Raw genomic sequence first — 23,507 nt, forward strand, 5'->3', positions numbered from 1 at the left:
AAGGAGATCAAGGGAGATCGAGGGAGATGGGGAGTGATCGGGTCAGGAGCACGAGTAGTTCGGGCCTGTTTCCTGGCTGTATCTGGCCTCCATCATGGCTCCTGCGCGCGAGTTCTTGCTCTTCTCCATGGCCTCCATGTTGTCCGGTTCGTTGTAGAAGTCGTTACGGGCTGCCCGGTCCGTAAGCCTGCCGTCCCGGTTCCAGTGGTCCACCACCGCTTCCCGGTGCTCATAGGTGACCGTCTCGCTGAACGGCTTGGAACCGGGGTTCGCCGGGTCCCAGATGATGTCACCGTTGCCGTCGAACCACGTCAGCTGATCCCGCGGGATCTTGTTCTTGCCCGAGTCCAGTGGACGCTCGCCCTGCTCGACTCCTTCGAGCGTCCAGTTCTTGGCCATCTCGTCGTGGGTCGACTCGCGATACCCGGACGGGTATTCGGACTTCCGGTTGTGTGCCGTCTCGGGAGCGTCGGGGTCGTGCGCGTACTGCCCGTTCCCCGTGTCGCGGTACAGGCCGAGCGGGTCGATCCAACGGTACGGGTTGGGCACGTACGCGGTGTCGTTGGAAGCGGGTCCGAGGCCGAGCGGGTCGGGGGTCGCGTAGTGGCCGGTCTCGGGGTCGTAGTAGCGGTGGTGGTTGTAGTGCCAGCCGGTCTCGGCGTCGGCGTACTGGCCGGGAAAGCGGAGGGGGCAGTCGACCGTGTCCGCCGAGCGACCGCTCGATGCACCGGCCGTGTCCTCGCCCGGCAGCGGAAGCCCCCACAACGTGGTGCGCCGCTGCCAGACCAGCGCTCCCTCCTCCGATATGAGTTCGGCCGGTGCTCCGGAGAGATCGGTGACCACGGCGTGGAAGCGCGTGCCGGCGTCCGGGCCGTCCGGTCCGCCACGGGCTCCCGGTCCTCCTGGGCCACGATCGATCTGCGTCAGCGGCAGGTGGGTTCCGGGCGCGTAGTCCCAGGTGATGCTGTGTCCGCCGGGCGTGACCTGTTCCGCGAGGCGGGGGCCGTCCCAGGTGAAGCGGGTTTCCTCGACGACCGCGCCGTCGTCGGACACCCGCCGCTTCGCGACACGTCGGCCCGTCGGATCGTAGAGATAGTGCCAGCGGGCTCCCCCGGGCGTGACGGTGCCGACGAGTTGGCTCAAGCTGTTCCAGGTGTACGTCCGCACGCGCTTCTGCCCGTTGAGCAGCCGCCGTACGGAGCGGACCACGCGGCCCTCCGCGTCCCGCTCGTACCGGGTTCTGCCGCAGCGCCGGACGAGCGTCCCGGTGAACTCCCGGTGCGTGTCGTCCGCGGCGGTGACCGGTGTCACGGCGCCGCTGAGGTTGCCGACGCCGTCGTAGGCGTACGTCTCGGTCCAGTCGCGGGCGTGTACGGCGGTGACCCGGCCGACCGGGTCGAGGTCGAACCGGCGTGTGCCGGTGGTGAGCTCGTCCAGTTCGGCAAGGTGTCCGTCGGCCCGGTAGACGTACGTGCGGTGCTGGAGCAGCGTCTCGGCCCCCTCCGGGTGCTGCTCCGGGGAGAGGGAGAGCGTCTGCGTCGTCAGGCGGCCGGCCTCGTCCCACGACTGCCCGAGCGTCACCCCGTGCCCCAGCTCCCGGGCGATCTCGCGGCCCGCCGCGTCGAAGTCGAAGCCCAGCATGCGGCCGGCGGATTCCAGACCCACGGGACGCCCGGCCGCGTCGTACGACCAGGTCGACACGGTGCCGGAAGGCGTGCGCCGCTCGACGCGTCGGCCGAGCGCGTCGTACCGGTACGTCGTGGTGCTGCCGTTGACGCTCTCGGCGACCAGCCGCCCCACCGTGTCGTACGCGCGGTGCAGCCACACCTCCGGGCCGGTCTGCTCGACCAGCCGGCCCCGGGAGTCGTAGCGCAGCGAGGTGGTGTGGCCGTCGTGCCGGACGGACGTGGTGCGGCCCAGGGCGTCCCTGCCGAACGAGACGGTTTCGCCGGCTCCGTTGGTCAGGGACACCAGCGCGCCCATGGCGTTCACGTCGTAGGTGAGCGTGCGGCCGTTGAAGTCGGTTTCCGCGACGACCCGGTTCGCCTCGTCGTACACGTAATCCCAGGTGGCTCCTTGGGGGTTGGTCACCCGGGTGAGGTTCAGCTCGGTGTCGTAGTCGAACGTGTAGCGGGAACCGTTCGGACGGGTACGGACCGCGGCGAGATGGAAATGGGTGGGCGTGTACGAGCTGGTGTTGCCCGCGGGATCCGTGTAGGTCACCAGATTGCCCGCGCCGTCCCAGGCGAACCGCTCCGCCGGCTCGTCGCCGGACGCGCGCCACGCCAGCCTGCCCTCGACCGTCCAGCCGAGCCGTGTCACCCGCCCGAGGGCATCCATGACGGAGGTGATCCGACCGAAAGCGTCGTGCTCCACGGTGGTGGTGCTGCCGAGGGGATTGGTGAGCCGCACCGGCAGGCCCACTCCGTCGCAGGCCGCGTCGCGCCGGTTCCCGAGGGCGTCCGTGACGCCGGTCAGGAAGCCCGAGGCGTCGTACGTGTAGTGGGTCTCGGCACCGGTGGGGTTGCGAGTGGCTATCCGGTTGCCGCGTTCGTCGTAGGAGTGGCGCCAGGCGACGCCGTCCTCGTCACCGGCCTCCTCCGTCACCACGACCGGCCGGTGGAACTCGTTGAAGACGGCCGAGGTGGCGGATCCGTCGGGCCGCGTCACGCGCGTCAGGTTGCCCGCGTCGTCGTACTCGTAGCGGAACGTGTGATCCAGCGCGTCGGTCCGTGCCACGAGCCGGTCCGTGTCGTCCCACTCGTTGTGGACGGACTCACCCCGTGCGTTCGTGGTCGAGACGAGTTGGCGGCGCTCGTTGTGACGGTAACTGGTGGTCCGGGAGAGCGAGTCCGTGTAGTGGGTCGCGCGCGCCTCGGCGTCGTACGCGATGGTGCAGTCGAGGACACCGTCCGCGCCCTCACCGCGGATGACGCGATCGTGGTCGTCGTAGGTGAAGCGATACCAGGAACCGATCCGGTCGGTCCATGAGCCGATCCGGCCCAGCAGGTCGTACGTGAAGGTGAACGGCAGTCCGGAGGAGTCGTGCAGCTCCGTCAGGTCGCCGGCCTCGTCATAGCCGTAGCTCAGGATCGTGGTGCCCTCGGGCCCGTCCGCCGGGTTCCGCAGCCGCAGCCGGACGATGCGTCCGTCTGCCGTGTCGACGTGCACGTGGTAACCGCCGGAGTGGCGTACGGCGACCGGGGTGCCGTCGGGTGTGCGGTCGAAGTGGACGCGGTTGCCGTTGCGGTCGGATATCGCGGCCAGCGGCAGGGTGAACGCCGAGTCACGCTCACCGGCTCCTGTCGACGGGGCGAAATGCCGTGTGATCCCGGTCCCGGGGTCGGTGACCCGTAGCGCACCCGGCTGGTCCGCGTCCCACTCCAGGGGCCACCGGGGCCCCGCCTCGGGCAGCACCGGCCGGTCGGGGCCGGGGACGGGATAGCAGAGGATCATGCCGTCCTCGGTGGCGAACAACGCCCCGTCGTCGTCGAGTTCGAGGCGCTCGTCGAAGGTCGACGCCCAGGACTCGCCGAACCAGGAACCCCAGTGATACGTCGACAGATGAGTACGACGGAGGATGACGGGCAGTACACCGGGCAGCCCCACATCGGTCTGCTCGATCAGCATCTCACCGGAGACCATGTCTATGGGGTCGCCGTTCTTGCAACGGCCCTTGGCCGACTTGCTCTTGCCGACGACGTCGTCGGCACCTTTGCGAAGGCCCTTGCCAAGACCCTTGGCCATGCCCTTGAGACCCAACTTGCCGACCGACTTCATGCCCTTGGCGAGGCCGCCGAGGGTCGTCAGCCCCTTCATCCCCGGTATGCAGTCCAGCGCGGCAAATCCCACATCCCACAGAGACGCCTGTCCCTTGGAATACTTGTAGAGCGTGTCCGCGAGCACCACCAGCGCCGCGATCAGCACGATCGCGCCGAGAATCGGCCCCCCGATAATCATCGCCACGACCCCGACCACAGCGACAACGATCTTGCACACGGCGACGATGCTGTCCCAGTTGTCGGTGAACCAGTCGCCGACCTCCTCCCACCAACTCCGGTTCTGGATACCGGCGTCCGAGGCCTCGTCGATCCTCCGCTTCGCCTCGCCCGCCGCGTCCTCGCGCATCTTGCGCGCGTCCTCGGCCATCTTCTTCGCCGCGTCCAGGGCCGACTGGGCGCCGTCGACGTCCGACTGGGCCGTGTTCTGAGCGGACTTGGCGTGCTGGGCATCGCGGGTGGCCGCCCGGACCTTCGCCTCGTCCGGCGGTTCGGTCGCCTTGCTGCCGGTCGGATCGTCCTTGTACTTGTCCGACTCCTTGGTCGCCCGCGTGACCCACGAATCGGCGGAGGAGAGGCGGGACTTGGCCGAGGACAGGTCCGCCTGCGCCTCCCGCCCCTTCGCCAGCGCCTTGTCCGCCAACGCCTGCGCCCGCTCCAGCTTCGGCCAGTAATCCACCAACGCGTCACCGCACAGGTCGTACGACCGCTTCAGCTTCTTCAGGTTCTTCGGCACATCCGCGAACTCGTCCTGGAACACCTCAGCGGTCTTGCCCGCCCACTCCAAAGTCTCGTTCTCCGACGCCATCCCCTTGATCAACCGCAACGCATCCGACACGTCATCGGCGAAGTCATGCAAGGTGCGGGCGAGTTGGCGCACGCGATGCGGGTCACCAGGCGTCGGGTCCTTGTCCAGGTCCAGGACATGCCAATCCGCCGGCCGATACCCCGCCATGCCGCAACCCCCGTCACACCGACCTCAACGACAACAGTCGTACGCACACGCGAACTTACTTGATACGGGAGTTCGAGGTGAAGGTGCTTCGCGTCGGTGAGCCGGTGCCGGGCAGACCGGAATCGTGCCGAGGCCGACACCATCAGATCCGTGGAGTTCGTCAGCCTTCAGCTTGCGCCCGTCCCGGTACTGGTAGACCTTCCGGGTCTCGTACCCGTCGTCGCCGGGCTCGGCGCGACCAGAAGGTCGGCGGACGGTGATTGTCCGAGGCCCCGATACCGTATGGGCTTTGCCAGCGCATCTGTCTCACGGGGGTTCCATAGTGAAGCGCCGCTCTTTGCCCGTTGCTGCCGCGCTCGTCGCGTCCGCGGCCCTGTTGTTGACTGCCTGTGGCGGCGACGACAGCGAGTCGAAGGACAACGACAAGATCGCCGGGGCCGACACCGGGAGCGAGACCTCGGCATCGCCGACAGCGTCCGCCTCGGCCGACTCCGCCGACCGGCCGAAGATCGAGCTGCCGTCCGATCTGACATACACCTTCCAGTGGCCCAAAACGGGGGACGCGGACAAGGACGCGGTTCTGAGCGACAGCGAGGAGTCCATCAAGGCCGTGGACCTCGCGATCGTGAACCAGAACGCCCTCGACAAGGCCTACCTCTACTACTACGAGGGCGAGGCAGCCGCCGGCACGGAGAAGTTCGTCCAGAAGTACGTGGATGCCAAGGCGAGCATCACGGGCGCCTATCGCTTCTACTCCCCGGACGTCACGGTCGACGACGCCGGAACGGCTTCCCTCAGCTACTGCGAGGACCAGGGCAAGGCATACGTGAAGTACCTGGAGACCGGCACGGTCAAGAAGACCGAGGTCAGCGCCAAGAGTTACGTCAGTTACCACACGTCGCTCAGGCGGAGCAGCGAGGACGTCTGGGTCGTCGAGAAGATGGTCTCCCAGGTGGGGAGTGCCGAGTGTCAGCCCTAAGGTGTGGGTTGGTGCTCGCTATGTGGGCCAGGGCGCGCTTTGCCATTCAGCTTCGAATTCCTGACGGGTGATGATGACGGCATCGAATTCAGGTTGGGCAACCACGTCTTCGATGGGGCCGACCGGAACCGTACCGAGGCCGATTTCATCGGATTCGTGGAGTTCGTCAGCCCTCACCTTGCGCCCGTCCCTGTACCGGTAGACCTTTCGGACCTCGTACCCGTCGTCACCGATCTCGTCGTAGATCCTTGTCGGCTCGGACTGGAAATCATGCAGCCAGTCGACCTTCCAGTACTCCATGGCCCTGACCTCACATACCCCACGCCGCTTCCGGTACCCATCGAACTCGGCTCGGCCAGGCGGCCCTCGGCCATGTCCGTCGGCGAACCCACCGATACCGTATGCGCTTTGCCAGCACATCTGTCTCACGGGGAGTCCACTGTGAAGCGCCACGCTCCGCCCGTTGCTGCCGCGTTCGTCGCGACGGCGGCACTCCTGCTGACCGCGTGTGGCGGCAGCGACAGTGAGGGGACCTCGAAGGACAACGACAAGGCCGCCGGAGCCGATGGCGGGAGCACAATGTCCGCGTCGCCCACGGTCACCAGGTCGGCCTCGGCAACATCCGCCGGTCGCCCGAAGATCGAACTGCCATCGGACATCACGCACACCTTCACTCCCGAGGAAACCGGTGACCCCGTCAAGGAGGCCGTCCTCAAGGACAACGCGGAGATGATCCGTGCGCTCGACGCGGCCATCGTCGCCCAGAACCCGCGCCTTCCTGCCCTTGAGTTCTACACGGAGGGGGAAGGAGCGGTGGCCGCCGAGCAGTGGGTAAGGGCGTTCGCGGACGCAGGGTGGACGGTTACTGGCACCGTGAATTACTACGACCGCCAGGTCAACGTCAGCAGCGAGGACAGCGCTTCGCTGAGTTACTGCGGGGACGAGGGCAAGGGGTTCAGCAAGGTCATCAAGACCGGAGAGGTCAAGAAGACGCCGGTCAGTAAGGACAGTTACGTCGCCTACGGCGTCCAGGTGCGGAAGTCCGAGGCCGGCGTCTGGGAAATGGTGAAGATCACGTCCACCCGTGGCGCCGACAAGTGCCAGCCGTGACGCAGCAGACGCCGGAGACGGACGGTCGAAGAGCGTGTACGGCGACCAACCCTTTGCCGTTGCCACAGCGCAACCTTGGCAGCCTGGCGGAACCACCGGCCCCACCGATACCGTCTAGGTTTTGCCAGCACATCTGTCTCACGGGGGTTCCATAGTGAAGCGCCGCTCTTTGCCCGTTGCTGCCGCGCTCGTCGCGTCCGCGGCCCTGTTGTTGACTGCCTGTGGCGGCGACGACAGCGAGTCGAAGGACAACGACAAGATCGCCGGGGCCGACACCGGGAGCGAGACCTCGGCATCGCCGACGGCATCCGCCTCGGCCGACTCCGCCGACCGGCCGAAGATCGAGCTGCCGTCCGATCTGACATACACCTTCGAATGGCCCAAGACCGGCGACAAGGACAAGGACGCTGTCCTGAGCGACAGCGAGCAGTTCATCAAGGCCGTGGACATGGCCATCGCCGAGCAGGACCCGTTGGACAAGGCGTACCAGTTCTACTCCGAGGGCGAAGCGGCGGCCGGGAGCCAGAAGTTCATCCAGGAGTTCGTGGACTACAAGGACCGCATCACCGGCGCCAAGCGGTATTTCGACGCCAAGGTGAACGTCAACAGTGACGGAACGGCTGGCCTCGTCTACTGCGAGGACCAGAACAAGGCGTACAACAAAAGCCTCAAGACCGGCAAGACCAATGTGACCGCGGCGTCGAAGGACAACTACGTCCTCTACAGCAGCCGGCTGCGAGTCAATGAGAATGGCATCTGGATCACGGAGACACTGACATCGCAGCGGGGGAGTTCCGCATGCCAGTCCTGACGTACCGAACGTACCGAAGCCCCGCAGTGATCGCCTTGACTGCGGGTGCCCTGTTGCTTTGCCCCGTGCAGGCGTTCGCGGGGTACGGGCACGGTGGCAGTTCCAACGGCAACGAGACCGTAGAAGGCGGCCAAGACGGCCAGAACATCTCCGCCACCGCCGGCGCAGTCGTCTACGACCGTTCCAACAACGGGTCCGGGGAGTCGGCCGGGCCTGTTACCGCCTCCACCAGCTGGACACCGCCCGCCTGCTGGTACGCCCCGACGTACAGCCCCGCGGAGCTCCAGAAGGTCAAGGAGCCGGTCTGGGAGGCGGAGTCGACGGGGTATGAGTGGGATGCCGAGCAGCGGGCGAAGTATCTGAACAAGGACGATCCCTCGAAGGACTTCAACAAGGACAAGACCGGCAAGGGCTACTGGTGGGGCTCGTACGTCAACAAGTCCTACCCGCCGGGCTGGGACTCCTGCACCGAGGACTACTTCTGGGTCGACACCGGTGACGCCCCGCCCGCGAACATCCCCAACACGATCACCCCGGAAATCCTCGCCGGACTCGCCTACAACGAGATCCGCGTCCCCTCCACCAAAGTGACCCTCGCCCCCGCCGGCGAAACCAAGGTCAACCTCCCCACCTGGGCATGGCTCGACGCGGCGCAGTTCAAGCCCGTCTCCGTGACCGCGTCCGTACCGGTGCTGGGGATGGAGGCCACCACCGTCGCCGAGCCCCTCTCCCTGAGGATCGAACCCGGTACCGCCGACGCGCAGGTCTACCCCGCGTCCGGTGTGTGCACGTTCGTAAACGGGCGTATCGGGGAGCCGTATGCCGCCGGCAAGGCAAACCAGACGCCGCCTTGTGGTGTGAAGTATCTGCGCTCGTCCGGCGACGGGACCTACCCGCTCCGCGCCACCATCACCTGGAAGATCCACTGGACCGGCACCGGTGTCGCCCAGGAACAGCCCCTGCCCGACGGTGAGTTCGGTGCCGAGCAGGCTGTCGTCGTTCAGGAGATTCAGGCCGTCAATCGCTGAGTCGACTCTCTTCGTCGGCCCTTGCTGCCCGCCCCTCCCTCCCAATCCGTCTCCGCCGCCGATGCGAGGTTCGGTTGGGTGTGGAGGGGTGGCTTTCAGTGTCAGAGGTTGTTCGAAGCCAGGTAGACCCGCGTTCTCGTCAGGCGGGCCCCAGCGGCACGGAACGTGATACCGGAAGCCTCGGAGGAGCCGAGGGCCACGTCGAAATGTCCTCCGTCGTGGGCGGTCAGATCGATCGCCCTGGCTTCGGAAGCCCCCCAGCCCGTGACCCGGAGACCGGTCACCCCCGTGAACAGCAGATGGAACTCGAACGCGTTCAAGTCCTTGCCCTGCCCCCTCCATTCAGGGGGCGGGTTCACTGGGAAGGACCTGGTGTCGAAGCCCAGAGTCACCGAGTTCTCGCGTTCGTCGATGTGCACGTAGAAGAGGTCGCACGCGTCGGTCGGGGGCGGGGCACCCTCGTACAGCTCCCCCAAGTATTCGGTCGATGCGAGGAGTTGCGTCCAGTCAGCGCTCATAGAACGTCTTCTCGTCGGTCGGGGGAAGGAAGGTGTGCCGTCGGGCGTCGATCCTGCTCGCGAAGAGATGCGGTCCGTTGTCCGATCCGTCGGCCCGGATGCGGAACGCGCTCACATGGCCGACGCGTACGGACTCGCTGCAGTCGAATCGGAGCGCCACCCCTCGCCCCTCTGCGACTACCCGTATGCGGTTCTCCCCGCCCCATGGCGACATCTCGATGCGACCGACGGACGGCGGGTTCCAGTCGGTGAGGGAGATGTTCTCCACCGCCAGGAACTGAAGTTGGCACTGCACCGTGTCCATACCCGCTTCGGTCCACTTCTGTGGTGCTGAACCGGGAACGGAGGGCAGGTCGACGCGGAGCGTTACCGTGGGGCCGCGCCAGTTCAGGTTGATGGATCTGATCCTGACGTCATCAAGGTCCGGGACATTCACAAGAAGATTCTCAACCCCCATGGTGAAACATTTCCCCGTGTCCACCGCATCAATGAGGTGAGGACAGTCCACACGCGCACGGCGTCGGCGCACCGCAGGAAGCACAGGGGGAACGTATGAGAAAGGTCCGCGCGGACGAGTACGCGGAGTTCGCGGTGGCGCGGGCGGGGTATCTGTACCGCTCCGCGTGTCTGCTCACCGCCGGGGACACGTATCTCGCGGAGGACCTCGTGCAGGAGACGCTCGGGCGGCTGTACGTCAACTGGGGGCGGGTCTCCCGCGCCAGCAACCCGGCGGGGTACGCGCAGACGGTGCTCACCCGTACCTTCCTCGCGCATCAGCGGCGCCGCAGCAGTACCGAGCGGGCCACCGACGTGCTGCCCGAGGTGCCCGCTCCCTCCGCCGGGGGCGATGTGACCATGCGGCTCACCCTTGTCGAGGCGCTCGCCCAACTCCCGCCCAAGGACCGGGCGGTGGTCGTCCTGCGCTACTGGGAGGACCGTTCCATCGAGGAGACCGCGGGCGCGATGAACGTCAGCTCGGCCGCCGTACGCACCCGTTGTGTCCGTGCCCTCGCCCGGCTGCGTGCCCTCCTCGGCGAGGAACTCGGCGAGTACGCGGCCCGCTGACTCGCCCTCCCGCCCCTCCAGCACTCCGGTGCTCCGGTGCTCCGGTGCACATTTCCTACACAGCAGAAGTGGTGGTTCGCCATGCCCGTTGAACAACGAGACGACCAGTTCGAGGAGCGGCTCGGCTCCGCCCTGCGCACCGCCGGTGGTGCCTTCGCCGTCGATCGTGCCGCCCTCGTCGCCGGTGGCGAGAGCCGGGGGCGCAGGCTCCGTACGCGCCGCCGGACCGCTGTCGTCAGCGGTGCCCTCGCGATCGCGCTGGTGGGGGTGGGCGGCGCACTGGTCGCGCCCTGGGGAGGTGACGGGACCGGGCAGCGGGCCGTGGGGGCCGGCGGGACGACCGTCGGACCCGGTGACGCCACCGGCACTGCCACCCCGACGGTCACCACCGGGGACGACATGATCGACCTCCTCAAGAACCTGCTGCCCAAGGGCGGGCGGTTCAGCAACGAGTCGGCGCGCGGCACGGACTCCGAACTGGGGCCGTACGTGTATGCCGTGTACGACGACGGGAAGGGCGCCGCCGCTCTCTCCGTCAGCCTCGGCCGGGTCGAGCCGGGCAGCGAGCGGGCCCGGGAGGCGACCGAGTGCCCGGACAGGACGCTGACCCCGTACGACGACTGCGTGTCGAGCACACTGCCCGACGCCGGGGTGCTCAGGATCCTCAAGGGGTACGAGTATCCGGACCGCCGCGTGGACACGAAGCTGTGGACGGCCGACCTTGTCACACCCGACGGGGAGCATGTGTCGGTGATGGAGTGGAACGCCCCCGCCGAGAAGGACGCGCCCATCAGCCGGGCCGAACCTCCGCTGGACAGCGAGGAGTTGAAGACCCTGGTCACCCACGGGGCGTGGAGCGTGACCATCGACCGCATGCCGAAGGCCGAGACGCCGTCCGCGTCGCCCGCGTCGTCCCCGCCTCCGGCGGTCGAGGGCGGCTCCGTCGTGTCGACGCTCACCGGTCTGCTGCCCTCCGGCCTCGACGTGGTCTCCAAGGGCGGCGAGGAGACCGAGTACGGGTACGTCGTCGTCGACGACGGCAAAGGCAAGAGCTTCGTCCAGGTCAATGTGCAGCCCGACATGTCGGACGTCGAGGACCAGCTCTTCGGTCCCGACAAAAACCCCGAGACCCTGGCCGACGGGACCAAGGTCGTCGTCAAGCAGGGCATCGGCGACGACAAGGGGCTGGGGCTGATCATGCGGACCGCCGACACCATCCGGACCGACGGTATGCGGGTGGTCGTCATGGCCTTCAACTCCGGTAGCCAGAGCACCGGTCCGACCCGTGCGATGCCCGCCCTGACCCTCGACCAGCTCAAGGCGATCGCCACCAGCCCGAAGTGGCGCGAGCTGGTGCCGACCACCGGCTCCGAACCGACCCGGGGTTAGAAGAACTCCGACCACGGCTGGTCCCAGATCTGCTTCACGCACAGCACCAGGAACAGCAGGCCCGCGACCACCAGCATCGTGTTGCTGAGCAGCCGGTTGCGCCATTCGGCGGGCGTGCGGGAGGAGTTGAGCAGGACCAGCAGGGTGCCGGCCAGGAAAGGGAGGAAGGCGGCGCCCAGGACGCCGTACAGGATGATCAGCCGGAAGGGCTGGCCCTGGAAGAGCAGGACGATGGGCGGGAAGGTCAGCCACAGCAGGTACGCGTGGAACGGCCACGACCGTTCGCGGGCGCCCGAGGCGACCTCCTCGCCCGTTGTCCGGGTACTGCGGAAGCGTTCGACGAAGTCCGCGAACATCAGGCTCACTCCGTGCCAGACGCCGATCAGCGACGTGTAGGAGGTGGCGAAGAAGCCGATCAGGAAGAACTTGGCGGTCGCCGTGCCGTACTTGTCCTCCAGGATGTCGCTCAGCTGGATCAGGCCCTTGTCGCCGCTCGCGATCGCCACATTGGCGCTGTGCAGCAACTCCGCGCCCACGAACAGCATCGAGACCACGAAGATGCCCGTCGTCGCGTACGCGACCCTGTTGTCGAAGCGCATGACCTTCATCCAGCCCGTGTTCGTCCAGCCCTTCGCGTTGACCCAATAGCCGTACGCCGCAAGGGTGATGGTGCCGCCCACGCCGCCGATCAGGCCCAGTGTGTTGAGGACCGAGTCCTTCTCGTCGGGGAGCACGGGCAGCAGTCCGGCGAAGGCATCGCCCAGGTTCGGGGTGACCCGGATCGCCAGATAGACCGTGACGACGAACATCACGCCCACCAGCACCGTCATGACCTTCTCGAAGACCGCGTACTTGTTGAACCAGACGAAGACGAGACCCGACAACCCGCAGGCGATCGCCCACCACTTGAGGTCCATGACGTCCGGGAACAGCGCCTGAAGCGGCAGCGCGCTCGACGACATCGCCGCCGCGCCGTACACGAAGCCCCAGATCACGACGTACGCGACGAAGAAGTACGTCGTCCAGCGGCCGAGGCTCGCCCAGCCGTCGAAGAGGGTGCGGCCGGTGGAGAGATGCCAGCGGCCCGCCGCCTCGGCGAGGGAGATCTTGACCAGACAGCCGAGTACGGCGGCCCACAGGAGCGTGTAGCCGAAGTTGCTGCCCGCGATGAGCGTAGCCACCAGGTCGCCGGCGCCGACGCCCGTCGCGGCGACCACGATTCCCGGGCCGATGTACTTCCAACTGGACTTGCGCGGAGTGGAATCGGCGCCTGGGGCGACGCCCGCGGTCCCTGCTTCCGTGGTGTTTCCAGAGTTTCCTGTGGTGTCCGCCATGTACGTCAAGAAAGCGCAAAGGGGCTGGTCGCACAAGAGGGCGTTCCGGAGCCGGAGGGTGGACAGCCAGGGCATCCGGCGTCCGGAACTGGGACCTGCGGGACGCTACGGCTGTCGCCGACCACAGCCGTCGGACCCGCAGGTGCCGAGCTCGAACCACACGGTCTTGCCCGGCCCTTCCTGGTGGCAGCCCCAGCGCCTCGCGAGCGCGTCCACCAGGAACATCCCCCGGCCGCTCTCCGCGGCGCCCGCGTGCCGTACCCGCGGAGTACGGCGGCCGGTGTCGGTGACCTCGCAGCGCAGGATGCCGTGTGCGGCCGTCAGCGTGAGCCGGAACCGGCTCGCGGCGTGCAGCACGGCGTTCGTGACCAGTTCGCTGACGAGCAGTTCCGCGACGTCGAGGAGGTCGTCCCGGCCCTTCGGGGCATCCCGGCCCTTCGGGTCGTCCCTGTTCGCCAGGTCGTCCCTGTTCGCCAGGTCGTCCGGGTCGGTGAGACCCCACTCCTCCAACTGCCTGCGCACCTCCGCCCGGGCCTCGCGGGCCGCGGTGGGGCGCGGGTCGTACTCGATGCTCAGATGGCCTGCCCCCAGCGGGGGTTGGGGGTACGAGCCATACCGAGGGACGGGATCCGGGACGTGTCCCCCGGAGCCCCCGGAGAGTTGCAGCATGCCTTCAGGATCGCCTCCACGGGCGCTCCCGCGCGCGGGTAGAAATACCTGTTTCCGGCCCCCTGGCCCTGGTACGCACCATCAGCGATGTGTTGCCACCCAGGCCGCGATCTGGGTGCGGTTGCTGAGGCCCAGTTTGCCGAGGATGCGTTCCACATGGCCCTCGGCGGTACGGCGGGCGATCACCAGCCGGTCGGCGATCTGCTGGTTGGCGAGGCCCTCGGCGATGAGCGCGGCGACCTCGGTCTCACGGCGGGTGAGACGCGTGCCGCGATCGCGCGAGCCGCGGGTGTCGGAGGGTGGTTCGGATCTCCCGTTCCCGTTCCCGTTCCCGTCCCCCGAATCGTCCTCCCGCAGCGCGTACTTGACGATCCCGGTGAGGCCGAAGCCCGCTCCTCGCCGGTACGCCCGCTCGTACGCCCGTCGTCCGAGGCCCTCGCGCGCCCCGGTCTCGGCGTCCTGCCGTACGGGGTCGGACGGGGTGGACCGTACGCGGTCGGCGGCGCCGAGCAGGACGGCCGCGTGTTCGTGGGCGTGGTGGTGGGCGGTCGCGGTCAGGGCGAGCAGGTCGAGGGCGGGGGCGATGCCGAGGACGTCGTGCAGGGTGTGGGCGATGCGCAGGGCCTCGCGGGCGGGCGGTTCGGCGCGTTGCGGGTCCTCGCGGACGACGTGGGCGAGGGCGAGCGCGCGCAGGGCGTACGAACGCACCCACTGCTCGCCGTACTCCCCGCACACCCGCAGGACGTTCTCGCAGAGGGCGACGGCCCGGTCCGTCTCGCCCGACGAGGCGAGCGCACAGGCGAGTTGGACGCGTTCGAGCCCGGCGAGGGCGGCATGACCGCCGGGTACGGGTCCCCTCGCCACGGCGTCCTCGAAGTGCCGCAGGGCGGCGGCCTGTTCACCGCCGAGCAGCAGACCGACCCCTACGACGTACCCCGCGTGCGCGGCCTCGACGGCGTCACCGAGGCGTCGGGCGAGGGCGCGCGCCTCCTCGGCCCGCCGCCGTCCCCGGGCGAGTTCGTGGGGCGAGCCGGTGAGCAGCCCGAGCAGTCCGGAGGCCCACAGCGCGCGGGCCCGTTCCCGGCTCGGCTCGGGGTTCGCTTCGAGGGCACGGTCGAGCCAGTACCGCCCTTCGCCGGGTACGCCGGACGCGTACCAGTGGAACCAGAGGGTGGCGGCGAGACGGAGGCCGACGCGGGGGTCGTCGGGGGTTCCCCCGCCCGCTCTGATCTCCGTATCGGGGTGTCCGGGGCTTGCGGGGCTTGCGGGGCTTGCGGGGTGTCCGGGGCGCTCGGGGCTGAAGCCCAGCTCGGCACAGAGGTCGGCCCGGTCGGCACCGAAGCCGGCGCGGGGGTCGTCGGAGGCCCCGCCGCAGGTCCCGACCTCCGCTCCGGGGCTTCCGGAGCTGCCGGGACTGCCGGGGCTGCCGGGGCTTCCGAGGCTGAAGTCCAGTGCTGCGCGGAGGTTGGTGCGGTCGGCGCGGAGGCGGGTGGCCAGCTGTCGCTGGTCGGGGCCGAACCAGGCCTGTTCGTAGGCCGTCGCCCGGGTCCGGGTCCAGTCGCGGTGTCTGCGTCGGGCGGCCCGTTCCGCTCCGGGGCGCTGCCTCAGCCGGTCGAGGCCGTACTGCCGGAGGGTGTCGAGCAGCCGGTACCGTACGCCGCCGTCCGGGTCCGTCTCCCGGCTCAGTACGGACTTGCCGACCAGCCCGGTCACCGCTTCCAGGACGTCGGCGGCGCCCTCCCCGCACACGGCCTCCGCCGTCTCCAGGTCGAAGTCCCCGGGCAGCACCGACGCCCGCGCCCACACCGACCGCTCCTCCGGCGTGCACAGTCGGTGGCTCCGGTCGATCGTCGCGCGCAGGGTGCTGTGACGGCCGGCACGGGTGTGGTCGTCGTCGATGCGGGTCTGTAGCCCCGCGATGTCCTCGTCGCCCAGTTCGCCCATGCGGGCCGCCGCCAGTTCGATGGCGAGGGGAAGGCCGTCCAGGCGGTGGCAGAGGCGGGCCACCGCCGTGCGGTTGGCGGGGGTGAGGGTGAAGCCCGGGAGTGCGGCGGCGGCGCGGTCGGCGAAGAGGGCGAGGGCCGGGTGGCGGTGGGTCGCGGAGAGGTCTCCGTCCGGGTCCGGGAGCGGCAACGGGCGTACGTCCAGCAGGTGTTCCTCCGTCAGGCCCAGCCGGTGCCGGCTGGTGGCGAGGACACGTACGCCGGTGGTGCGGTGCAGGAGTGCGCCGGTGAGTTCGGCGCAGGCCCGGTGCAGGTGCTCGCAGTTGTCGAGGACCAGGAGGAGGCGGCGGGCGCTCAGCCGGTCGGCGAGGGTGTCCGGGGTCTCCGGTCGGCGGGGCGTGGCGTGGTCGCCGTACAGGTCGAGTGCGGTGGCGGCGGCCCTCGCCACCAGGCCGGGGTCGTCGAGGTCGGCGAGGTGCACGAAGCGGACGCCGTCCGGGAAGGCGCGGGCCACGCGGGACGCGACACGGGCGGCGAGGCGGGTCTTGCCGACGCCGCCCGGGCCGGTCAACGTGACCAGCCGGGCCCTGGCCAACAGCGCCCGGACCTGGGCCTGTTCGTCGCGACGGTCGACGAAGCTCGTGGTCTCGGATGCTGGTGCTGCGGCCGGTGATCGGCCTTCGGCCGGTGATCGGCAGTCCGTTCGTGGCGCTGATCCGCCCATGATCAGTACCTTCCAACAGGTCCCCGCAGATACACACACGCGGTCACACACACGTGTGCACTTACCGAGGAGCCGCGACGGGCGGGGCGGGGGCGCGTATCCTCCGCGTCACCCTCGTACGAGCGGCCGTTTCCGGCCCGTACGGCCAGCCGGTTCGCGCCATCACCCTTTAGGCACTCTTGACCTGCTCATGCCATAGCCGCACCATGAGCGCCACACCCGCACCAGTCCGTCGCACCGAAGAACCACCCCCCGCTCCACTCCCAGCTTCCGGAGATCCCGGAACTCCCGGAGAAATCAGGAGACTTCATGCGACTTCGCATACGAGGCTCAGGCGCCCGCAGCGGCAAACGGTCCGCCGCCGTCCTCGGGCTGCTGTCCCTCGCTCTCGCCCTCGGTGTCACCTCCACGACACCCGACGCCACCGCCACCAGCGCCAAGCGCCCGGCTGCCTCGGCGGACGACATCCGCCAGTACGAGATCAACTTCGCGAACTCCACGTCCGACGTCCGCACCGACATCATGGCGTCGGGCGTGACCGTGGACGAGGCCGACGAGGAGACCGTCGTGGTCTCCGGCCGCGCCGACCAGGCCAGGAAACTGGCCCAACGCGGGTACGAGATCACCCTGTTGGGCTCGGCCCCGGATCGCTCCAGCAGCGCCGACGACGTACGGCTGCTCGACTTCCCCACGGCCGACTCCCGCTATCACAACTACGCGGAGATGACGACGGAGATCAACTCCCTCGTCTCGGCCAACTCCTCCATCGCCAGCCAGCGGGTCATCGGGACCTCGTACTCGGGCCGGAACATCGTCGCCATCAAGCTCAGCGACAACGTCGGCACCGACGAGGCCGAGCCGGAGGTGCTGTTCACGCACCACCAGCACGCCCGTGAGCACCTCACCGTCGAGATGGCGCTCTACCTGCTGCGCAACCTGACGTCCACCTACGCCACCGACTCCCGGGTCAAGGCCATGCTCGACTCCCGTGAGATCTGGATCGTGCCGGACCTCAACCCGGACGGCGGCGAGTACGACATCGCGACCGGCTCGTACCGCTCGTGGCGCAAGAACCGGCAGCCCAACTCCGGTTCCTCGTACGTCGGTACGGACCTCAACCGCAACTGGAACTACCGCTGGGGCTGCTGCGGCGGGTCCTCCGGCTCGACCTCGTCCGAGACGTACCGCGGTACGTCCGCCGAGTCCGCGCCCGAGGTCAAGGTGGTCGCGGACTTCGTCCGCAGCCGGGTCGTCGGTGGCGTCCAGCAGATCAAGACGGGCATCGACTTCCACACGTACAGCGAGCTGGTGCTGTGGCCCTTCGGCTACACGACCGCCAACACCACGACGGGCATGACCCAGGACGACCGGGACGCGTTCGCGACGGTCGGCGGCAAGATGGCGGCCAGCAACGGGTACACGCCGGAGCAGTCCAGTGACCTGTACATCACCGACGGGTCGATCGACGACTACCTCTGGGGCAGTCAGAAGATCTTCGCGTACACGTTCGAGATGTATCCGACGTCCAGCTCGGGTGGGGGCTTCTATCCGCCCGATGAGGTGATCGACCGGGAGACCGCGCGTAACCGGGATGCGGTGTTGCAGCTGCTGGAGAACTCCGACTGCATGTATCGGTCCATCGGTAAGCAGGCGCAGTACTGCTGAATGCCTCTGAGGCAGTGGGGAACTGCGGGTCCGTTGTGGCTGGTCGCGCAGTTCCCCGCGCCCCTATGGGGCGCTTTCCTCGAAGTAGGTGTCCAGGACCGCGTCCAGCTCCGATTCCCACTCCTGGTGCTGGGACTTCGCCTTCGCCTCGATCTCCACCGGGTACCAGCGGCGGTCCGGGGTGTGGACCGTCACCGTGAACCGCTTGCCGAAGCGGGACGTCTCCGTCTCGACGGCGCCGATCTCGTCCCAGCGGAACTCGCACTCCTGGTCGTCCAGGGAGAGACGTACGCCGCTGCGGTCGGCGATGATCTTCGCCCGGCGGTCGGACGCCTCGAAGACGGGGCCCTCGACCTCGGGGGTCTCCGTCTCGGCCTCAGGGGTCTCGACATCTGCCTCTGCCTCTGCCTCTGCCTCAGAGGGTTCAGAGGTCTCGGGGGTCTCGGGGGTCCCGGGGGTCCCGGGGGTCCCGGGGGCTTCCGCCTCCGCTCCCGCCTCCTCCACCGGGTCCGGGGTCCCGTCCTCCGGCTCAGCCGGCACGGGTGAAGTGAGCCCGGGGATGGCCGCCGGGTCGACCGCGGCGGTTTCCAGGGGCTTGCTGCTCGAACCTATGCGCTGCTCCACAGTCGAAATTATGGCGGACATTGCTGTGTCATGGGACAGCAGGGGCCAGAGAGATCAAGCGAGATCCCACCTTCTTCACTCGTCCATGAAGACGATCTTCCGCCTCGGTGCCGCCGCGCCCGCCGCCGTGGTCGTCGCCGAGCGGCCCGCCGGTACCGCGCGCTCCCGGCCCCAGGCCCTGATCTCCTCGATCTGCTCGGGGTTCACCCTGCTCAGCGGAACCGTGTTGGCGAAGGTGTCCAGCAGGAACGACGGCTTCAGCCGGTCGGCACCGCCCGTACGGAACGCCTCCTCGCCCACGTCGTGCAGCGTGGACTCGATGTCGGAGCCCGCGAAGCCCTCGGAGAGGTCCACCAGCCGGTCCACCTGTTCCGGACCCGGGTCCACCTTGAGGTAGCGGCGGTAGTACATCTCGATGATCTCCTTGCGGTCCTGGCTGTCGGGCAGGTCCACGAAGAACAGCTCGTCGAAGCGGCCCTTGCGCAGCAGCTCGGGCGGCAGACTGCGGACGTCGTTCGCGGTGGCCACGACGAACGCCCGCGACCGCGACTCCTGGAGCCAGAACAGAAACTGCCCGATGATCCGCTGCGGCACCCCGGACATGTCGTCCTTGCCCGCGAGGCCCTTCTCGATCTCGTCGATCCACAGGATGCAGGGCGCCACCCGGTCCGCCATCGCCAGCGCCTCCCGGAACCGGCCCTCGGACTCGCCCAGGTACTTGCCGTGGATGCTCGCCATGTCGAGCCGGTAGAGCGGGAGCTGCCACTCGTGCGCGATGGCCTTCGCGGAGAGCGACTTCCCACAGCCGGGTACGCCCACCAGCAGCACGCCCCTCGGGGGCCTCAGCGCCGTGTCCCGCAGGTCGGCGTGCATCATGTCGTGCTTGCGCTTCAGCCACTCGCGCAGACTGCTCAGGCCGCCGACCGTGTAGTCGCCCTCCCTGAGCTGGACACGTTCGAGTCCGGTGAGGTTGCTGAAGATGCGGTCCTTGGCCTGGGCGAGGCCGAGGACGTCCGCCTTCTGGATCGAGCCCTTCGCCGCGATGGTCGCCATCAGGTTGATGCACTCGGCCTCGGTGACCCCGCTGAGGAACTCGGCGGCGCGGCGGGCGTCGTCCTCGTCCCACTCGATGGGGATGACGCCGTTGTGGTCGCTCAGGAAGCCGGCGAGGGTGCCGTACATCTCGTCGGTGTCCGGGAGGTCCAGGTGCAGGCTCATGCCGAGCCGTTGCAGGCCGCTCCAGATCGGGGCGTCGGTGACCAGGACGATGCTGCCGCTGTTGTTGTCGGCGAGGCGGGCGAGTTCGGCGATGTGGCGGGTGACCGGGGTGTCGTCCTCCAGGTGGTCGGGGTCGACCAGGATGACGGTGGCGTTGGCTCTGCCGCTGAACTGGGTTGCCGCGAAGTCCATGGCTCCCGTGAGGGAGCGGTCGTCCTGTACGGGGGTGTTGGTGCGGAGGTCTCTGAGGCCTGTTGCCCTCGTGTAGATCCAGAAGGGCATGCTGCTGCGGCGGGGTTGGAGGGCTGCGTCTCGGAGGAGGCGTAGGGCTCGTTGTTGTTCGATGGTGCGCATGCCGATTACTGGGACGCGGGCGGAGATGTAGCTGTCTAGGTGGTCGAGGCTTTCTGCGTAGTTCGACATGCGGGCCTTCGGGTCGCCTTCGGTTGGGGGTGCGTTGGGTTGTTCGGCGGGTGCCGGCCGGTGGGGGCTTGTCGCGCAGTTCCCCGCGCCCCTAGGTGTCTGTGATCACCCGGCGCCTTGGACGGTCCTGTCCCTGTGGCTGAGCCCACGGGTCCGCCGTCGGCGCCGGACTCGCCACCGTGAGCGGGTTGTCGCGGAACGTTCGTCTGCGTTGTTCCACCCATCTCTGGTCCGTGCCGTTCGTTGCCGCCAGGTCGTCCAGTTGGCGTTCCAACTGGCGTTGCAGGTCGGTGATCTGGGCCTCTACCAGTTCGGTGAAGCGGGTTCGGGTGGACTCGGGGAGGCCGGGGTGGACCGCGAGCGCCCGCACCGTGGTGAGCCCCGTCCTCGCCTGGGCCAGGGCTCGGCCCACCGAGAACTCGTCCGAGGCCGCGAGGAGGGCCTCGGTGAGGCGGTTGGCCCAGGTGGTGAGGCGGGTGTCGAGGGCCGTGCCGAGGTGACCGGCGAGGCGGGTCCAGGTCTCGCCCTGGAAGTCCTCCTGGGCGAGGGGAGGAAGCGCCTCCGGGGACACGTCCTCCTCGGCGGACCAGCGGCGCAGGAAGTCCACCCAGGTCTCGTACGGGCCGCCGTGACCCCAGTACGTGGTCACACCTTGCCGCCCGGTCTGCGGACGACGGTCTCGCCGGGTGGCAGGGGCTCCCAGTCGGGCAGGCCCTCGACGACCTTGCGGACGCGGCTGGTCGCCCGTTCGCCGGCGGGCTTGCGCGTGGCGCCCCAGGGGGAGGCTCCGGCGGACGACCACTGGGGGTCCCCGGGGGGCCTGCGGGGCGCGGGCGGGGTGCTCATGACGCGGTGTCCTTCGGGGTGGTCGGGGTGGCGGTGCCGGAGACGGTGCGGCCCTCGAACGGGGAGTTGCCCTGGGTCGCCGTGCGCAGCGACTGGATCAGCTCGCGGCACTGCGGCTCCACGGCGTCGGCCGCGCGCAACTTGCCGTTCCAGTCGGTGAGTTCGGCGGAGGCCGCGCGCAGGTTGTGCACGGACTCCTGTTTCGCCGCCTCCAGGATCCTGCGGGCGTTGTCCTGGTGGCGGCGGGCGGCCTGGGCGCCGTTGTTGAGGACGAGCCCCCAGATACCGCCGACGAGGATCGCGATCACCAGTGCGGCCGGGAACGAGAACATGCCGATGAACACCAGGATGCCCAGCACGGTGAGTCCGAGCGGGGTCGCCTTCTTGGCCCACGGGTAGGCGAAGCGGTCGATGAAGGGCCGGGTCCAGTGGTCCCAGTGGGTCGTCAACGACTGTTCCAGGTCCGCCAGTTGCTGGGTGAACGAGCCGACCCAGGGCGGGAGGTGGAAGGTCTGGGCCGCCACCGTGTACGCCGTACCGAACTGCGCCTGGACGTCCGGCGGTACGGCCGCCCGGTAGTCGCGGGTGAAGCCGGCGTGCGCCTGGAGGAACCACTCCTGGCAGGCGGCGACCGACAGCCGCTGGGTGGCGGGCGAGGTGCCGATGGCCGCCGGGTTGAGGGCGGCGGTCGTCTGCACGGTCAGATAGTCGAGGGTCTCCTCGTACGAGGCCGAGTCCGCGTCCGCCGTTCTGCGGGCCGCGTCCAGGTCGCCGCCGTGGTCGATGACCGCGTGGTTGAAGGCGAGGTCGCGGCGGAGCGGCAGTTCCTCGTTGTCGTACTCGGAGACCAGCCGGTCCAGGATGTCGTCGACCGCGTCCTCCAGCCGCTGCGAGGGCTGGAACTCGCGGTCCATGATGGCCCGGTACTTGTCCAGCACCACCTGGTGGGCGCGGGCCCGGCCGAGCACCGAGTCCAACTGCGGCCACTGCGGGGACACTTGGGCCAGGCGCGGGAACTCCGCCGAGGCGGAGGGCAGGGCGAGGGAGTCGATCTCGTCGCGCCAGCGGGTGATCTGGCGCTGCTGGGCCTGGTCGTCGTCCATCAGCTGCTCGCGCCAGCCGTGCAGCGTGTCGTCGAGGAGTTCGCGTCCGGCGGGACCGAAGGCGCCCTGGGCTATGGACTCCAGGATGACCGCGAACTCCCGGCCGAGCGCCGCCGGGTCCTGCGCGAGGAGGTAGTGGCGCAGCCAGCGTACGGCCGACTGGGCGCGGTCCTGGCGGCGCAGCACCAGGGCGAAGAAGAGGGACGTGCGGTCCGGGGAACGCCGGAAGGCCTCCTCGACCGCCTTCTCGCACAGCGACCTGTCGTCGGCCGACCAGGAGGCGAGCGCCACCAAGGCGGGCGCGAGCCAGTAGCGGGGCGTCTGGAGCATCAACTGGTCGCCCACGGCACGGACGTTGTCCTCGGAGACCAGGCCCAGGTCGAAGGCCTGGAGCATGCCGACGGCGGTGCGCCGTACGGTCTTGTGGTGGCCGAACTCGTGGTCCACCTGGTCCTGGATCACCCCGACGCGGGTCTCGGCGCGCTGGACGTTGGCCGTGAGCTGGGCGGTCCGCACGAAGGCGAGGAACTCGTCGCGCAGCTGCTGGAGTTCGGTGCGCGTCTGCTGCTGGTTGGCCTCGACGGCCGAGACCTGGCCGGACACCGAGCCGACCTGCTCACTGAGCCGGACCACGAGGTTGCTGACCTGCTGCACCTTCTGGTGCAGTGCGTAGTCCACCTCGGACATACGTTTCTCCGATCACATCGGCCATCGCGTGGTTATGGCGTTCGGGTGGGTCAGGTGGGGGGTGGGGCGGTGCGAAGGTGACCTGGGAGGTCGGTGTCAGGGACGTACGACCGTGCCGTCGTCCAGGACCGGCAGGAGCAGGCCGCCGGAGTAGACCTCGACGAAGGCGTAGCCGCCCGAGCGCACCAGCATCCGGGCGCCCGAGAACGGGTCGGGCACCTGGTCGGACGGGGCGAAGTGGCGGACGATCACCTGGAAGAGGTCCAGCTGGTGGTCGACGTAGGGCGGGCCGAGATAGCAGCGGGCCAGGAAGCCCAGGGGGATCTCGCCGTAGTTCGCCCGGTACTCCTCGCCGATCCACTCGGCCAGTTGGCGCCGCGTCTGTTCGTCCAGGCCCGCGTCGAGCCGGCCGACCGCGTCGCGCAGTGCCTGCGGGCGGGGGGCGAGCCGCTCCCGGCGCAGGGGTGCGGCGGGCGCCGGTCCTGAGGTGCCGACGGTTCGGCGGGGTCCGGCGGTGCCGGCCGCCCCGGCCGTGCCCTGGTCCGTGCGGCGCAGCGCGTCCGACGACGTGGTCTTCGGTGCGACGGCACCGCCGCCCGGCTGAACGACGCGCCGAGGCCGCTCCAAGTGGCCCATG

20 protein-coding genes are annotated in these 23,507 nt (G+C 68.9%); 7 read left to right on the plus strand and 13 right to left on the minus strand.

The annotated features are described in order from the left end of the window. Nucleotides 1–42: 42 nt before the first annotated feature. The gene (locus tag OG787_RS16065) at nt 43–4,734 is read right to left on the minus strand and encodes an RHS repeat-associated core domain-containing protein (protein ID WP_405535557.1); all 4,692 of its coding nucleotides are present in this window, start codon (nt 4,732–4,734) and stop codon (nt 43–45) included. A 322-nt stretch (nt 4,735–5,056) separates the two neighbouring features. Between OG787_RS16065 and OG787_RS16070 the strand changes: the two genes are divergently transcribed. Continuing rightward, nucleotides 5,057–5,713 carry a hypothetical protein gene (locus OG787_RS16070; protein WP_405535558.1) on the plus strand — a complete coding sequence of 219 codons (657 nt, stop codon included), beginning with the start codon at nt 5,057–5,059 and terminating at the stop codon, nt 5,711–5,713. 18 nt (nt 5,714–5,731) lie between these two features. Here OG787_RS16070 and OG787_RS16075 read toward each other — a convergent pair whose 3' ends face one another. Further along, nucleotides 5,732–6,013: a DUF6881 domain-containing protein gene (locus tag OG787_RS16075; protein ID WP_405535559.1), complete on the minus strand. Its 282-nt coding sequence runs from the start codon at nt 6,011–6,013 to the stop codon at nt 5,732–5,734. 141 nt (nt 6,014–6,154) lie between these two features. Between OG787_RS16075 and OG787_RS16080 the strand changes: the two genes are divergently transcribed. From OG787_RS16080 to OG787_RS16090, 3 genes are all read left to right on the plus strand, one after another. After that, nucleotides 6,155–6,823, plus strand: a complete 669-nt coding sequence (locus tag OG787_RS16080) for a hypothetical protein (RefSeq protein WP_405535560.1) — start codon at nt 6,155–6,157, stop codon at nt 6,821–6,823. 154 nt (nt 6,824–6,977) lie between these two features. Next, nucleotides 6,978–7,634, plus strand: a complete 657-nt coding sequence (locus OG787_RS16085; RefSeq protein ID WP_405535561.1) for a hypothetical protein — start codon at nt 6,978–6,980, stop codon at nt 7,632–7,634. Beyond that, nucleotides 7,622–8,662: a hypothetical protein gene (locus OG787_RS16090; RefSeq protein ID WP_405535562.1), complete on the plus strand. Its 1,041-nt coding sequence runs from the start codon at nt 7,622–7,624 to the stop codon at nt 8,660–8,662. Before OG787_RS16085 ends, OG787_RS16090 begins: the two co-directional genes overlap by 13 nt. A 101-nt stretch (nt 8,663–8,763) precedes the next feature. Here the strand turns inward: OG787_RS16090 and OG787_RS16095 are convergent, their stop codons facing one another. Further along, entirely contained in the window at nt 8,764–9,180 is a 417-nt protein-coding gene (locus OG787_RS16095) for an Imm50 family immunity protein (RefSeq protein WP_405535563.1), read from the minus strand. Next, entirely contained in the window at nt 9,170–9,637 is a 468-nt protein-coding gene (locus OG787_RS16100) for an Imm50 family immunity protein (protein ID WP_405540500.1), read from the minus strand. The genes OG787_RS16095 and OG787_RS16100 overlap by 11 nt, the downstream gene beginning before the upstream one ends. A 95-nt stretch (nt 9,638–9,732) precedes the next feature. On the opposite strand from OG787_RS16100, the gene OG787_RS16105 reads away from it, so the two are divergent. Both OG787_RS16105 and OG787_RS16110 read left to right on the plus strand, forming a co-directional pair. Beyond that, complete coding sequence (locus tag OG787_RS16105; RefSeq protein ID WP_405535564.1) at nt 9,733–10,245, plus strand: SigE family RNA polymerase sigma factor; 513 nt, start codon at nt 9,733–9,735, stop codon at nt 10,243–10,245. An 81-nt stretch (nt 10,246–10,326) separates the two neighbouring features. Next, a complete protein-coding gene (locus OG787_RS16110) occupies nt 10,327–11,634 on the plus strand; it encodes a hypothetical protein (RefSeq protein WP_405535565.1) in 1,308 nt (435 codons plus the stop codon). Here the strand turns inward: OG787_RS16110 and OG787_RS16115 are convergent. From OG787_RS16115 to OG787_RS16125, 3 genes are all read right to left on the minus strand, one after another. Beyond that, a complete protein-coding gene (locus OG787_RS16115; RefSeq protein ID WP_405535566.1) occupies nt 11,631–12,968 on the minus strand; it encodes an Nramp family divalent metal transporter in 1,338 nt (445 codons plus the stop codon). The two genes, OG787_RS16110 and OG787_RS16115, sit on opposite strands and share 4 nt — an antisense overlap. 105 nt (nt 12,969–13,073) lie before the next feature. Continuing rightward, complete coding sequence (locus tag OG787_RS16120; protein WP_405535567.1) at nt 13,074–13,637, minus strand: ATP-binding protein; 564 nt, start codon at nt 13,635–13,637, stop codon at nt 13,074–13,076. Nucleotides 13,638–13,718: 81 nt separating this feature from the next. Continuing rightward, nucleotides 13,719–16,304: a LuxR C-terminal-related transcriptional regulator gene (locus tag OG787_RS16125; RefSeq protein WP_405535568.1), complete on the minus strand. Its 2,586-nt coding sequence runs from the start codon at nt 16,302–16,304 to the stop codon at nt 13,719–13,721. A gap of 309 nt (nt 16,305–16,613) precedes the next feature. Between OG787_RS16125 and OG787_RS16130 the strand changes: the two genes are divergently transcribed. Further along, a complete protein-coding gene (locus OG787_RS16130; RefSeq protein WP_369035026.1) occupies nt 16,614–17,969 on the plus strand; it encodes a M14 family metallopeptidase in 1,356 nt (451 codons plus the stop codon). A 63-nt stretch (nt 17,970–18,032) separates the two neighbouring features. Here OG787_RS16130 and OG787_RS16135 read toward each other — a convergent pair whose 3' ends face one another. From OG787_RS16135 to OG787_RS16160, 6 genes are all read right to left on the minus strand, one after another. Beyond that, complete coding sequence (locus OG787_RS16135) at nt 18,033–18,593, minus strand: hypothetical protein (protein ID WP_405535569.1); 561 nt, start codon at nt 18,591–18,593, stop codon at nt 18,033–18,035. Nucleotides 18,594–18,668: 75 nt separating this feature from the next. Next, the gene (locus tag OG787_RS16140; protein ID WP_369035024.1) at nt 18,669–20,234 is read right to left on the minus strand and encodes an AAA family ATPase; all 1,566 of its coding nucleotides are present in this window, start codon (nt 20,232–20,234) and stop codon (nt 18,669–18,671) included. Nucleotides 20,235–20,325: 91 nt separating this feature from the next. Continuing rightward, nucleotides 20,326–20,883 (minus strand): hypothetical protein, encoded by a 558-nt coding sequence (locus OG787_RS16145; RefSeq protein ID WP_369035023.1) that lies wholly within the window; start codon nt 20,881–20,883, stop codon nt 20,326–20,328. Then, nucleotides 20,880–21,080: a hypothetical protein gene (locus tag OG787_RS16150; RefSeq protein WP_405535570.1), complete on the minus strand. Its 201-nt coding sequence runs from the start codon at nt 21,078–21,080 to the stop codon at nt 20,880–20,882. Before OG787_RS16150 ends, OG787_RS16145 begins: the two co-directional genes overlap by 4 nt. Next, nucleotides 21,077–22,870, minus strand: a complete 1,794-nt coding sequence (locus OG787_RS16155; protein ID WP_405535571.1) for a hypothetical protein — start codon at nt 22,868–22,870, stop codon at nt 21,077–21,079. Before OG787_RS16155 ends, OG787_RS16150 begins: the two co-directional genes overlap by 4 nt. 96 nt (nt 22,871–22,966) lie before the next feature. After that, nucleotides 22,967–23,506 (minus strand): hypothetical protein, encoded by a 540-nt coding sequence (locus OG787_RS16160; RefSeq protein ID WP_369035020.1) that lies wholly within the window; start codon nt 23,504–23,506, stop codon nt 22,967–22,969. Nucleotide 23,507: the final 1 nt, after the last annotated feature.

It is taken from the genome of Streptomyces sp. NBC_00075, assembly GCF_045041225.1.
Taxonomy (GTDB): domain Bacteria; phylum Actinomycetota; class Actinomycetes; order Streptomycetales; family Streptomycetaceae; genus Streptomyces; species Streptomyces adonidis.